General features: G+C 45.2%; 16 protein-coding genes and 1 pseudogene. 11 read left to right on the top strand and 6 right to left on the bottom strand.

The window, feature by feature from the left end; genetic code table 11:
* Nucleotides 1-23: 23 nt before the first annotated feature.
* The 3 genes and pseudogenes from H9X84_RS13370 to H9X84_RS04655 form a co-directional block, all read left to right on the top strand.
* Nucleotides 24-761: pseudogene (locus tag H9X84_RS13370) on the top strand (DUF3849 domain-containing protein); the annotation flags it as partial.
* Complete coding sequence (locus H9X84_RS04660) at nt 758-1,102, top strand: plasmid mobilization protein (RefSeq protein ID WP_205133099.1); 345 nt, start codon at nt 758-760, stop codon at nt 1,100-1,102. The pseudogene H9X84_RS13370 and the gene H9X84_RS04660, both read left to right, overlap by 4 nt.
* A gap of 165 nt (nt 1,103-1,267) precedes the next feature.
* Entirely contained in the window at nt 1,268-1,558 is a 291-nt protein-coding gene (locus H9X84_RS04655) for a CD1845 family protein (protein ID WP_205133215.1), read from the top strand.
* Between the two features lie 73 nt (nt 1,559-1,631).
* On the opposite strand, the gene H9X84_RS04650 is transcribed toward H9X84_RS04655, so the two are convergent.
* A complete protein-coding gene (locus H9X84_RS04650; protein WP_330634401.1) occupies nt 1,632-1,877 on the bottom strand; it encodes a helix-turn-helix transcriptional regulator in 246 nt (81 codons plus the stop codon).
* A 113-nt stretch (nt 1,878-1,990) separates the two neighbouring features.
* On the opposite strand from H9X84_RS04650, the gene H9X84_RS04645 reads away from it, so the two are divergent.
* Complete coding sequence (locus tag H9X84_RS04645; protein WP_205133101.1) at nt 1,991-2,428, top strand: hypothetical protein; 438 nt, start codon at nt 1,991-1,993, stop codon at nt 2,426-2,428.
* Between the two features lie 32 nt (nt 2,429-2,460).
* The gene (locus tag H9X84_RS04640; protein WP_205133102.1) at nt 2,461-3,864 is read left to right on the top strand and encodes a relaxase/mobilization nuclease domain-containing protein; all 1,404 of its coding nucleotides are present in this window, start codon (nt 2,461-2,463) and stop codon (nt 3,862-3,864) included.
* A gap of 401 nt (nt 3,865-4,265) precedes the next feature.
* Here the strand turns inward: H9X84_RS04640 and lnu(C) are convergent, their stop codons facing one another.
* Together lnu(C) and H9X84_RS04630 are read right to left on the bottom strand one after the other, a co-directional pair.
* Complete coding sequence (gene lnu(C), locus H9X84_RS04635; protein WP_019543803.1) at nt 4,266-4,760, bottom strand: lincosamide nucleotidyltransferase Lnu(C); 495 nt, start codon at nt 4,758-4,760, stop codon at nt 4,266-4,268.
* A 23-nt stretch (nt 4,761-4,783) separates the two neighbouring features.
* On the bottom strand, nt 4,784-5,821 hold the full coding sequence (locus tag H9X84_RS04630; protein ID WP_002837184.1) for an IS1595-like element ISSag10 family transposase: 1,038 nt from the start codon (nt 5,819-5,821) through the stop codon (nt 4,784-4,786).
* Nucleotides 5,822-5,934: 113 nt separating this feature from the next.
* Here H9X84_RS04630 and H9X84_RS04625 point away from each other — a divergent pair, with 113 nt between their 5' ends.
* On the top strand, nt 5,935-6,684 hold the full coding sequence (locus tag H9X84_RS04625) for a hypothetical protein (protein WP_205133103.1): 750 nt from the start codon (nt 5,935-5,937) through the stop codon (nt 6,682-6,684).
* A gap of 24 nt (nt 6,685-6,708) precedes the next feature.
* Here the strand turns inward: H9X84_RS04625 and H9X84_RS04620 are convergent, their stop codons facing one another.
* Nucleotides 6,709-6,954, bottom strand: a complete 246-nt coding sequence (locus H9X84_RS04620) for a hypothetical protein (RefSeq protein ID WP_205133104.1) — start codon at nt 6,952-6,954, stop codon at nt 6,709-6,711.
* 260 nt (nt 6,955-7,214) lie between these two features.
* On the opposite strand from H9X84_RS04620, the gene H9X84_RS04615 reads away from it, so the two are divergent.
* The 4 genes from H9X84_RS04615 (at nt 7,215) to H9X84_RS04600 (ending at nt 9,738) form a co-directional block, all read left to right on the top strand.
* Nucleotides 7,215-7,733 carry an RNA polymerase sigma factor gene (locus H9X84_RS04615; RefSeq protein ID WP_205133105.1) on the top strand — a complete coding sequence of 173 codons (519 nt, stop codon included), beginning with the start codon at nt 7,215-7,217 and terminating at the stop codon, nt 7,731-7,733.
* Nucleotides 7,730-8,404, top strand: a complete 675-nt coding sequence (locus H9X84_RS04610; RefSeq protein WP_205133106.1) for a DUF4367 domain-containing protein — start codon at nt 7,730-7,732, stop codon at nt 8,402-8,404. The genes H9X84_RS04615 and H9X84_RS04610 overlap by 4 nt, the downstream gene beginning before the upstream one ends.
* A gap of 101 nt (nt 8,405-8,505) precedes the next feature.
* Nucleotides 8,506-8,859, top strand: a complete 354-nt coding sequence (locus tag H9X84_RS04605; RefSeq protein ID WP_205133107.1) for a hypothetical protein — start codon at nt 8,506-8,508, stop codon at nt 8,857-8,859.
* 120 nt (nt 8,860-8,979) lie between these two features.
* Complete coding sequence (locus H9X84_RS04600) at nt 8,980-9,738, top strand: hypothetical protein (RefSeq protein WP_205133108.1); 759 nt, start codon at nt 8,980-8,982, stop codon at nt 9,736-9,738.
* A 54-nt stretch (nt 9,739-9,792) separates the two neighbouring features.
* Here the strand turns inward: H9X84_RS04600 and H9X84_RS04595 are convergent, their stop codons facing one another.
* Nucleotides 9,793-10,281 (bottom strand): hypothetical protein, encoded by a 489-nt coding sequence (locus H9X84_RS04595; RefSeq protein ID WP_205133109.1) that lies wholly within the window; start codon nt 10,279-10,281, stop codon nt 9,793-9,795.
* Nucleotides 10,282-10,922: 641 nt separating this feature from the next.
* Here H9X84_RS04595 and H9X84_RS04590 point away from each other — a divergent pair.
* The gene (locus H9X84_RS04590) at nt 10,923-11,519 is read left to right on the top strand and encodes a hypothetical protein (RefSeq protein WP_205133110.1); all 597 of its coding nucleotides are present in this window, start codon (nt 10,923-10,925) and stop codon (nt 11,517-11,519) included.
* Between the two features lie 75 nt (nt 11,520-11,594).
* Here H9X84_RS04590 and H9X84_RS04585 read toward each other — a convergent pair whose 3' ends face one another.
* The gene (locus tag H9X84_RS04585; RefSeq protein WP_205133111.1) at nt 11,595-11,915 is read right to left on the bottom strand and encodes a hypothetical protein; all 321 of its coding nucleotides are present in this window, start codon (nt 11,913-11,915) and stop codon (nt 11,595-11,597) included.
* Nucleotides 11,916-12,400: the final 485 nt, after the last annotated feature.

Below are 12,400 nucleotides of genomic sequence, written 5' to 3'. Positions count from 1 at the left end.
ACATGAAAACAAACGATGTGAATACTGTCATTTACCCTCACTCTGCCTCCTATGCAAAAGAGCATGGGGAGCTGGAGCAGTACCGGGCTTCAAACAACGCAAATGTCTGGTGCAAGGAGGCCATTGAAGCGGCGGTACGGGAACACTTCGATGGGATGTACCTCAGCCGAGATGCGGCCAAGGATGTGATCGAAATTTACGGTATTGATCGGGTGATGTTTGTTCTGGCCAATACCGTCCAGCTCCAGGACTGGGATGGTCGTTACTCGCCCCGCAACAAGGCGTGGGCAAAGACCATTCCCAACGACAACTCCGATACTGTCCGCTACGGCTATGCCGTAAACAGCCATCCCGCCGTGCTGGATGGGTTTATAGACCTGGTCCGTATGGAACAGATGCGCCAGCCCCTGACGGCAGCGGACATCCAGGCAGAGGCGGAACGTATTCTGCGGGAGCTGCGCGCACCGGATGTGCCGAACAGCCCTCACGGGACCCATTACATGGCCCGCATTTCCCCGGAGTTTCTGAATCGTGCCGGGAGCAAAGACCATGACCGGCTGATGAATCTTCTGCCGTTCCGCAGTCTGACCTTTACCGGCATGAAAGGATTGCCTGGGACCTATGCCACCATCCTGGCCAGCGAAGATCGAACCAAGGAGCTGCGCCAGCCCCGTTCCTCTGTCCGGAAACATCTGAAACAGGAGCCGAAACAGGCAACCCCGAAAACTCTGGCCCATAAGAAAAAGGAGCCGGAACGGTGAGCGTCCCGAAGCGCAAACGGGCAGTCCAGCTGAATTTCCGGGTCTCCCCGGAGGAACTGGCGCTGATCGAGCAGAAAATGTCCCAACTTGGGACCAATAATCGGGAAGCCTATCTGCGGAAGATGGCCCTGGACGGTTATGTGGTGCAACTTGACCTGCCGGAGCTGAAGGAGCTGGTGTCCCTGCTGCGCCGGAGCAGCAACAATCTGAACCAGCTCACCCGCCGTGTGCATGAAACCGGGCGGGTCTATGACGCCGACCTGGAGGATATAGCCCAGCGGCAGGAGCAACTATGGGAGGGCGTGAAGGAAATCCTGACCCAGCTCTCCAATCTTTCGTAACAGGGATAAATATCCCAACTGCGGAGGGAGGAACGGCGTTCTTTTCGCTGCGCCTCCCTCCGCTTTTTCTTTTTGTCCGCATCCTTGATGTTAGGCAGAAAATAATTCATAATGGATTTAGAATACAACTGGAGGTGACGTTCTGTGGGTTTGCTAGTTGGTTTGATGAAACTGATTTTGAAGATCGTGGTTGCACCGGTGGTGCTGCTTCTCACCGTAGCTATTTGGATTTGTGTGGGTCTGGTCTATGTATCCGGCTTGGTGCTGGGGCTTCTCAGCATGGTGATCGCCCTGTTGGGCGTGGCGGTTCTGGTGACATACTCCCCGCAAAACGGCCTTATCCTGCTGCTGATTGCGTTCCTTATCAGCCCGTTTGGACTGCCGCAGCTGGCCTTCTGGCTGCTTGGTAAAGTGCAGCACTTGAAATTTGCAATACAGGATTTGGTCTACGGCTAAAAAACACCCTCTCCCATTGGTGGAGAGGGTGTTCTGCATATTATAAGACCTCCGGCGAAGTTCGTCGGAGGTCTTATGGTTCCAAATTATCTTCTCTGAAAAGCGGCGATGCGAAAAAGGCATCTATCCCAATTCCCAGCCCTTGGCACATCTCATGGATGATCCGCAGCTTTACGGAATCATAGGAACAGTTAATGATATTGCCGATGGTGGATTTGGGAACCCCGCTTTTCATATACAGCTGATACTGCGTCATATTTCGCTCGTCCAGCAGCTCTGAAAGGCGTCGGCTGACTGCTTGATTTAGCTTCAATTTCACTCACCGTCCCTGTCCCTGTACTAAAGGTATTATATGGGTAGGTGCGTGAAAATTAGTCCCTGTAACTGTACTAATGCCGATTTATGCGCTATGATAGGTCAGGGGTGTTGACCATGACTGTAACCTTTTGTGGCCATGCACAGGTTTCAGAGGGGGAAAAAGTTGAAAAATGGCTTTGCGACGTAACGCAAGATCTGATTGAGCAAGGAGCAACTACCTTTTACCTTGGAGGATATGGGGCATTTGACAGTTTAGCAGCATCAGTTCTGCGACAGCAAAAGAGACGGTATCCGCACATTGAGCTGGTTCTCGTTCTGGCTTATCTCAACACCAGGAAGGAAAGTTCCGGTTACGACAGAACTGTATATCCGCCGTTGGAAACTGTGCCGCGCCGTTTTGCAATTTCTCACAGAAATCGTTGGATGGTAGAAACCGTTGATGTAGTGGTGGCCTATGTCCTCCATAATTGGGGTGGAGCCGCCGCAACGCTGCGGTGCGCCAAACAGAAAAAGAAGCAGATTATTTCATATTGTGACATGATGGGCAGCTGAAGCTGCCCATTTTTTGAAGGGAGGGAAACTTCATGGCAACCACACGCATTATGCCTCTGCATATTGGCAAAGGCCGCACCGAAAGCCGTGCCATCAGCGAGATTATCGACTATGTGGCCAACCCGCAAAAGACGGACCACGGCAGGCTCATCACCGGCTATGAGTGCGACAGCCGTGTGGCCGACGCTGAATTCATGCTGGCAAAGCGACAGTATATCGCTGCCACCGGACGGGTCCGTGGAGCGGACGATGTGATCGCCTACCATGTCCGCCAGTCCTTTTGCCCTGGGGAGATCACCCCGAAGGAAGCCAACCGGCTGGGCGTGGAGTTTGCCAAACGGTTCACCAAGGGCAAACACGCCTTTATCGTTTGCACCCACATTGACAAAGCTCATGTCCATAACCACATTATCTGGAGTTCCGTCAACCTGGACTGTGACCGGAAGTTCCGCAACTTTTGGGGTAGCACAAAAGCCGTCCGTCGCTTGAGCGATACCATCTGTGTTGAAAACGGATTGTCCATTGTCGAGAACCCAAAGCCCCACGGCAAAAGCTACGACCAGTGGCTGGGGGATCAGGCGAAGCCCTCCCATCGGGAATTGCTGCGCGTGGCCATCGACAATGCTCTGGCACAAAAACCTGCTGATTTGAACGAGCTGCTGAAGCTGCTCCGTGAATCCGGCTGCGAAGTGTCCAAACGCGGGAAATCCTACCGTCTGAAGCTCTCTGGCTGGAGCAAAGTGTCCCGTCTGGACAGCCTGGGTAAAGGCTACGCCCTGGAGGACCTGCTGGCCGTCATTGCCGGTCAAAAGGAGCATACACCCCGTCAGAAGCAGGTCAAGCAGGCAGATCCGCCGAAGGTCAATCTGCTGGTTGACATCCAGGCAAAGCTCCAGGCCGGAAAAGGTGCCGGGTATGTGCGGTGGGCTAAGGTATTTAATCTGAAACAGATGGCGCAGACCGTGAACTTTCTCACCGAGCATAACCTGCTGGAGTATGCGGTGCTGGAGGAAAAGTCTGCGGCGGCCACGGCCCACCACAATAAGCTATCTGCAAAAATCAAGGCGGCAGAGAAACGCATGGCGGAGATCGCCGTACTGCGGACCCATATCATCAACTATGCCAAGACCCGTGACACCTATGTGGCCTACCGGAAGGCCGGTTACTCCAAGAAATTTCGCCAGGAACATGAGGAGGAAATCCTGCTCCATCAGGCGGCCAAAAATGCCTTTGATGATATGGGGGTCAAGCGACTCCCAAAAGTGAAGGAGCTGCAAGCCGAATATGCTCGGCTGCTGGAGGAGAAGAAAAAGACCTATGCCGAGTACCGACGCTCGCGTGAGGAAATGCGAGAGTTGCTGGCGGCAAAGGCCAATGTGGATCGGCTCATGAGCATGGAGGAAGAAAAACAGAAGGAAAAAGGCCACGAGCGGTAAGAGTGCATTGATTTACAGCAATATGCCTGCAATCTATAAGTCACAGTTCACATCTTGTTCTATTCGAGAAAGGCCTGTCAAAAGCCCTAGTTGAGAATGGTCCTGATTTTGAGAGCATCGACCATAAATGAGATACACGGAAAGAGTTCTTTTTCAAACTTACAGAAGAGGAGAATTTTATGAATAGGGGTGTCCAAAATTGAACAGAAAATTCGTTATAAGGGGTAAACAAAAAAGACAAAGCACTCGCAGTCAAAAAAGAAAGAGGTGATTCCGATGGACGAGAGGATTTGAGCGGTTACGGTTTTTATTATTCCTAAGGCTATGTCACAACAAACAGTTGATAAATAGCCATTTTTATAGGGGAGTATCAGAACTCCCCTACAAACTGTTATTTGCAGTTATCTATACTCATTTGGAATTTCGATATGAAGTGTCTCACACAATAACTTCACATCATGTGCATCATTTTCATCAAACTCGTATCCCAGATGGAACATTACTTGACTATATGGTTCAATACAGGAAACCTCTATTTCCTCAATTCTTCCTTTACCCGAAAAAGTTTCTACCGGAAAACAATCCCCATCATAAAGAATTTCACCTTCGTCCGTATATTCAAAACAATGCAAATCAATAATTCTGTTTTTCAAATCTTCCCATACAGTATGGTTCAATGTTGTATATTCCATCTTAATCTCATAAAAGCCATTAGCTTTCATTATTTCTATAAAGTTCTGATAATCGTTCTTTTCTACAAAAATGTCAATATCATTATGGGCTCTTGACTGATATCCAAGAAGAGCATCTACACCCCAGCCACCATCAAGAAAGACTTTAATCTCCGCATCTATTGCAAATTGAAGAATCTGTTTTACATCTGTTATATTGACCATCTTATCATCTCCACAAATTCTAATTAGGCGACCAGAGGAACTGCTGGTCTGTTTGATAAATCTCTGCATTTAGCAGTTTTCAATGTTGCCAAAACGAAAGTTAAGAAGATGTTCCTTTTCTCCATGTCGCTTTCTTTGGCGTAATTTACAAGGTTATTCCACACAAGATAGTTGTTCAGATACTTGGTAGAAACACCGTTAAAGCCACGCATAAACCTCTTTAGCTGGCTATGGTAGCTATTGATATGTTGGATATTATAAATGCCTTTCTTGGCTTTGCCAGTCTTTAACTGCACAAGGTCAATGCCATTGGCATTTGTAAATCTCACATAGGAGTTCATCTTGTCCGTAACAAGAGTGGAATTGGTCTTAATCCTACCATCATAAATATGATGTAAATCTCTTGTAGAAACTCTACCAGTATTCGTAATCTTGGAGATAGACAAGCCATTCCTATTAACCGCACAAGGAACACATACCTTTTCTTGGGACAAGCCTCTGATATGTGTAGAATGACCACGCTTATGAGCCTTGCGTGGCATAGCAAATGTCTTACTCTTGCTATGATTGCCCTTGTACGAGATGGCGAAAAAAGTTTCGTCAGCCTCAATAATGCCGTCAAGGGTAACATCGTCTGCCATATTCTGAAGTGCATCCAAAATCTTGTGTCTCCAAAGGAATGCGGTGTTTCTGTGAATCCCACAAGCAACAGCAGTCTTACGAATGGATAAGCCATTCATCATACAATCAATGTACTGCTCCCACACGGACAAGTCTTTTCTTGTACCAGACACAATGGAGTTCGTAGCAATCACGAAGGACTTGCCACAATCCTTACATACATATCGCTGTGTGCCATCTTTACGATGACCATTGCGAACCACATGGATACAGCCACAAAGAGGGCATACACGACCATTTGCAAAGCGTTCCTTTGCTACGAAATCTTCAATATTCAAAGACTTTACAAAGGCAGGACTTAAAAGCATTGTTTTAAGGCTTTCCTGCTCTGCGACAGTCAACTTACCGATAATATCTAATGCGTCTTTGATAGTAGGCATATCCAATTACCTCCTTCGGTGGTACTGTTTCTTACTATTATTATACGCTATTTCTCGTCAAAAATCAACCATTTGTTGTGACAGAGCCATTCCTAAATTAAAGGAGATTTCTTATGAAGAAGTTTTTGTCTCTTATCATCTCGTTTGCAATGATGCTGGGAATGTCAGTGAATGTTTTTGCTGCCAGTCCCGAAAGCGAAGAAGGTATTAAATATCTACCCGCGGATGTAGATGAAATCACGGAAGAAATCATAGAAGAATATGGTCTCGTTTCTACTGACGAAAATGGAAACGAAATTATTACTATTCCGCTTGCTCCTTCAAATGATGGAACCGTCACAACCATGCCGGATATTGATCCTGATGATTATGCCACTGGTCTTGTCCATGATGGACATACCGTACCAGATGGAATAACTACACCATACCATTTCAGCCTCACACCCCACACCCACACAGTAACAAATCAATCCAGTTACACTCTAAACACATATGAGCCTGCAACTGAATTTGCAGATCAAGGATTTACTGTTACTAAAGAGTACAGCAGGGCTATCGAGATCCATGCTGACTTTAGTTTACAAGGCGGTATCTCCAAAAGTACGGTTGAAGGCGCCCTGGGCATCACAGTCGGTGGGTCTTATACCCGTGGAGAAAGCGAGTCTTACAGCAAGGTCGTTCCGAATGGGTATAAAGGACGAATTGTATACTACTACACCTGCACCGTTTACACCTTTGTAAATGAAACTGCCTATGTATGGCCGAATACTATTCCTCAGCTCATTACATATGAGTACGATGACTGCTACGCCAATGGTGCTCCTCGAAATGGCTACTTTGGTTTGCAGCTCATCGCTAGGTAATTGAAATAACCAGCGAGCAGCGGCTTAAAAGCCGCTGCTTTTTACTTTTGCCCAAATCATTAACACCAAATCTAACATAAGGAAAATCAAACCTACAGCACCTATTATCAGAAAAAACATAACAACATTAGATAAACCAAACAAACGCCAAATATCCACAAAATACAATGAGCCACTTGTATAATTACTTAACATGGCTGCACCACAAAGGATAGCTAGTCCCAATGCACCGGTAATAAACATAGATAGACCAAAAACAAAAATCTTCATACTCGTCATTCCTTTCAGCTCACTTTACTTCTTGCGCTTTAATAAAAGCTTCATAACAGATAGTTTTCGCAGTTGTTATCTGCATTTCCCAATTTTTTTCTTCTATCTTTAATAATAACGAATTACCTTTCCAAATGTGGACACTAGAAAGAAAAAATCTCGAATAACTAGAAATCTCTTTCGCCCTCATGATGTTAGTCATAGAAAGTAGAAGCTATTTTCGATATAATAAGTAAGTAACAACTGTGGGGGTCGAATTTATGCTAGTATATTTGCAAATGATTGACACTCCAGAGGAAAAGTCAAAATTTGAACAGATCTATCTGGAGTATAAAGGGCTTATGTTCCATGTGGCCTATGATATTTTACATAACGAGCAGGATGCCGAAGATGCTGTGCATCAGGCTTTCGTAAAGGTAGCAGAAAACATTAAAAAAATTGGTGAGCCAATGTGTCCAAAAACGCATAGCTATGTCGTTACTATTGTGGAGAACAAAGCAATAGATCAGTATCGAAAGCGGCAAAAACACCAGACTGTCGAACTAATTGATGATATTCAAGGAACAGAGGCCCATTATGAGGGAAATAACGATTTGACAAAGTGTATCTTAAAATTACCTGCCCGTTATCGAGAAATGATATTGCTTCGCTATCATCATGGATACAGTGTTAGAGAGATTGCCAACATAATGGACATCTCCCTTGCAGCCGCAATCAAATTGGATCAACGAGCCAAAAACAAATTGAAAAAACTATGTGAGGAGGCGGGAATCCTGTGATAAGTGAGGAAATGCTGAAAAAAGCAGCGGCTGAAGCTGATCAGGCAATTAGAGATTCGCTTCCCGCTCCAGCAGACTGCAAACGTGAATTTTCCCCATCGTTTCAAAGAAAAATGCGCCGCATCTTTCGCAAAGCAAATCATCCTGTGCTCTATCAATTGCCCAAATATGCAGCCTGCTTTGTTCTTGTGGTAGCTCTTGCTGGCGGTACATGGTTGACCGTTGATGTTGAAGCCAGAGCTGCTTTTTTCGCATGGGTTCGGGAAAAGTATGAGGCGTTTGTTGAGTACAGATTTATTGGTGACGCGACAAAAGAAAACGCTATCGTAGAGTATGAGCTAACATGGCTGCCCGAAGGCTTTTCTTTTCAAAAAGAGCAGAACCTTGATGGCGGTATGTATCTAACTTATGCCAATGATTCGGGACAGCGTATCATATTTTCCTATTTGCGGGGGGATGATGCTGCAAGCCTGTTTGTTATTTCCGACTATACAGAGACTCGATCTACTCAAGTTGGTAATGCCCGTGCAGACTTCTATCAGGCTGACGGAGAAACGTCCTCTAATATGCTGGTTTGGTCATCAGAAGAAAATGGCCTTGCTTTTTATATCATGGCAGACCTTCCTGAAGATACTATGATAAAATTGGCAGAGGGTGTCCAAAAAAAATAATTCTAAGAAAACCGAATCCAACTGTCCAAAATGACCCCCTTCATTCGTTTACCCCCCTTCATTCGTTTACGAGGTATAAACGAATGAAGGGGGTCATCTCTTTGAAAAAGCGAATTTTACCCATCTTGTTTATCTTCCTTATGCTATTCTCGTCCACTGCCTATGCAGCATCAACAAGGGCAGCGGCGGTTGTTCCACGTATCTCTTTTGATGGAACCACTGCTTCCTGTACGGTATTCATTGCTGCGGATCGACCGACTGATGACATTGATGCTGTAATAAAACTATGGCAAGGAAGTCAGTGCCTTAAAACCTGGGAAAAATCTTCTGTTGGAGATCTTGCCTTCAGTGGCACAGCAACGGTATCAAGAGGAAAAACCTATCAATTAACAGTTGATGTTACTCTTGCAGGAAAGGCGCAACCAAGACTTTCTGTGGAAGGAACCTGCAAATAATTCCGATATAACAATGTGTTTGAATGAATCCGAATTGCGTTTTGAGGGAGGTGATTCCAATGGGACAGGAAATTGAGCAGCAGTTTTCTCACCCGTTCCCCATGTGAAGGAGATTTTACTATGAAAAAATTTATTACTCTCGCTCTTGCTCTGGTAATGGTTTGTACCATTTCCATTCCTGCCTTTGCCGCTGAAACCACTCCGGCTGTTTCTGATAGCCAGTTCTCGGCCTGGGCCAATGTTCCTGATTTGGAAGTCACCGAAGCTACTCTGTCCAAAAGCAGCGACCCGCTGGTCCGTTCCAATAGTGACTACCTGGCTACTGAATATGAGAAGTTCCAGGAAATGTCCATCGACGAGCTGAACGCCTATATTGACGATATTTCTGCCTCTGTCAACGCAGCCGAAACCAGAAGCGCCCCGCAGCGTATCACAATTGAGCTGAAAGCTGCATGGCTTGCAGCAGCTCAGGCGGCCAAACTCGCTGGTTATCCTTGCGCTGCAAAAGCAGTCGAACACTCCGTTCTGGGCATCAATTACACAGAAGACAATGGCTCCTTTGCAGCTAAGATCAAAACTACATCTACTTTCAAGTCTTTCCTTTCCACAACCAAAAGCAGCGGTAAAACCTATAACAGAGCGGTAAGAGAGTTCACCAAATCGGATAACGCTGATTTGTTCTATGCTCTCCATAACGCAACCGTTACCCTTAACAAGTCCGGTTCCAGCTACAAGGTCAATGTCTACGATATTTTTGACTTTGCACTGGATAACGATTACAGCAGCCTTTTCACTACTCTTGTAAACAACTGGGCGTGGCTTTGCCAGAACACCGGCGTGCTGAACAAAGTAACGATCAACATCAACTTTACAGCCTAACGCCACACAACATAACAACAACGGCCGACCACATGGTCGGCCGTTGCCAATTACTTAGGTATCAAGTTTACAGCAATACAATGTATTGCTGTCTGTATCATACAGCCCCACGGTGAAATTAAATGAACCACGCTCTAAAATGTTGCTTTTCGTGTCTGAATGGCGGTCAATCAATAGATAATAGCCATTCTGGATTTCTGGCACTATGGGATCTCCGTTCTCATCAGCTAAAAATGGGCCTTCCTTGCTGGTTCCATCTTCCATTCCATAAACCAGAGTTTGTACGGTTTCGTCAAGAGGAAATGCTTTCCATTCCGTGTTATTTTTTATTGCGTCCAAAACAGTATCATCATCAAGGGTAACTGCGACGCAAGAAGTCCCCTCACCACCGCTGTAAGTACTTATATTTAATACCTCTTTACCACCAGAAACATCCAGGCCCAATTCCTTTGATATGGTATCTTGTACTGTCGTTTTTGAGCCACACGCTGCCAAAGCCAATAACGCTACGATGGCCAGTGAAATAGCAAATAATTTTTTCATAAACTGACTCCTTTCAAATATACCGGTGTTCATTTTCTTAGAGCACACAAAGTTGTGCAACATCTTTACCTGCATTAAGTTCCGATGAGGTTTTATCACTCCTCCGTTATCATTTCTACCCATATCCACTAAAAATCCCGTTCCATAAACTCTTGGTCTGCTCTGGTTCCGGCAATAGCGTGGGCTACTTTGGCGGTAGTGTTAGTTCCAGGTCCGCAGAATCCGCAACACCGCTGATTGTGTGCTTGTTTGCGCCTCAAACTTGCGCTATGCACATAATAACGAATTACATTTCGCATTTTGGACACTATAAAGATTTTTTTTCAAAGACGCAGAGGAATGCACAGTTAGCATTAAGAAGCAGGCTATTTATTTAGTGTGAAATCAAGATGTCATAGATCGCTAAAAAATACTTCAAAAATTTTCAAAACAACTGTCCAAAATAGCCTCCATTATTCGTTTACGGGATATAAGTAAATGAAGCAGATTGCCCATCAAAGATATAAATCTTTCTGAAAATGATCCTTAAAGGTTAATGTGTTTATATTACAGCTTTTATAAGAGAGAGGTGATTCCAATGGGGCAGGAAACTGAACAGCAGAAGTTTTCTCACCTATTCCCCGAATAAAGGAGATGCTACTATGAAAAAAATTATTTCTGCCCTTCTTGCCCTCGTTATGATGGTCAGTCTGGCTGTCCCGGCTTTCGCTGCAGAGTCTCAAACCGATGATCCCTTTGCGGACATCACTTTGGATGTTTCCGAAATGTCTGAAGAAGAATTGGCGATATACAATGAAGTAATGAACCGGGCCATCGCAGAGCAAAGAGCTGCCGACCCGAACTTCAACGAGGAGGAGTTTGTTTCCCAGGTCAACTCTCTGTTGTATATGATGGAACATGGTGTTCCCCAGACAAGGGCAATTATTGACTTGAGTGTTCCCAATAGTGCTGTTACCGCTGCTTTGGATGTAGCACTCTCGCTTGCAATTGGTGGGGCTACTGGAGCAGCTGTTAAAGCCCTCGTTGCCCAATTTGGCAAAAAAATCGCCATCCAGAAAATTACTTCGGCTGCAATTGGTGCGCTTGCTGCGTTTGGCGTAAAGCAAGTACTCGATCTCGATGGCATTGTTACAAACATTGTAGAGAACCTGCTTTCTCCTGGAACTGCCATTGCTGAATGGCTGGATAGTACTGATCCTGAACCCAACAACGGCTATTGGGACATTGTTCTCGGATAACTCAAAATAAACGGAATCCTCGATAGTACCGAAAAAAGTTTCGGACACTATCGGGGATTCCGTTTCGTTTGCTTCTCATTTTTTCATTTGCTTGATATGTTTAAGCCAGCCTTTAAGAAGCCAAATATAAATACAAATAGCAATAATAACCGCAAAGAGCAGAACAGAAATACCCTTGCTCACTTCTCCACTCATCAATAGGTCAATGCCAATATATAGAGATGCTCCAACCAACAGAAGATATACCAGTGTAAAAAGGCCCAAAACGACACGGCACAAGACAGTCAAAATTCTCTTGGCCTTTGTAGAGGGCAGGGTTTGATAAGCTCCCATCATTACAAACTCTAAAATGATCAGAACAACAAAAACTCCTGCACCAAAGAATAGTTTTTCCATTTTATATGCCTCCTTTTTTATTTATACTCAATAACGAATTACATTTCAAGATTTGGACACAACAAAATTTTTTTAGAGGAAGTATTTACTTCTGTTTTTTCGGAGTAGTAGCACAACCATCGTTTCTAAAAAAGCCCAGCCCTTTACTTTTTTCTTCATCCGTAAGTATTTGTTCACCTGTACGGCTCAAGGGGGTATAAAAATGGACTGCCCCCAGTCCACATACAAATCGGGCGGCAATTCTGCTGCCCGATTTGTTTTTTCCAACAGAACACATCCCTCAAAAGTCATATTCAGGGCTATTCATAGCCTGATAAAAGCGTCCAACGGACGCGCAGCCGCAGAATGAAATTCTGCGTTCATGGGGGCTTGGGGGATACCCTCAACAAGCAGCGCCGGAAGCCGAATGGCTATCCAGGAGCATTGCTTGCCACCTTCGCTGGGGTAACTTATCATCTGTGGCTGCCTTTCTATTTGACTTATAT

Source organism: Anaerotignum lactatifermentans (assembly GCF_016902535.1).
In the GTDB taxonomy this organism is placed as follows: domain Bacteria; phylum Bacillota; class Clostridia; order Lachnospirales; family Anaerotignaceae; genus Anaerotignum; species Anaerotignum lactatifermentans_A.
Note: the sequence above shows the minus strand (reverse complement) of the source record. Positions and strands in the feature narration are given on the sequence as shown.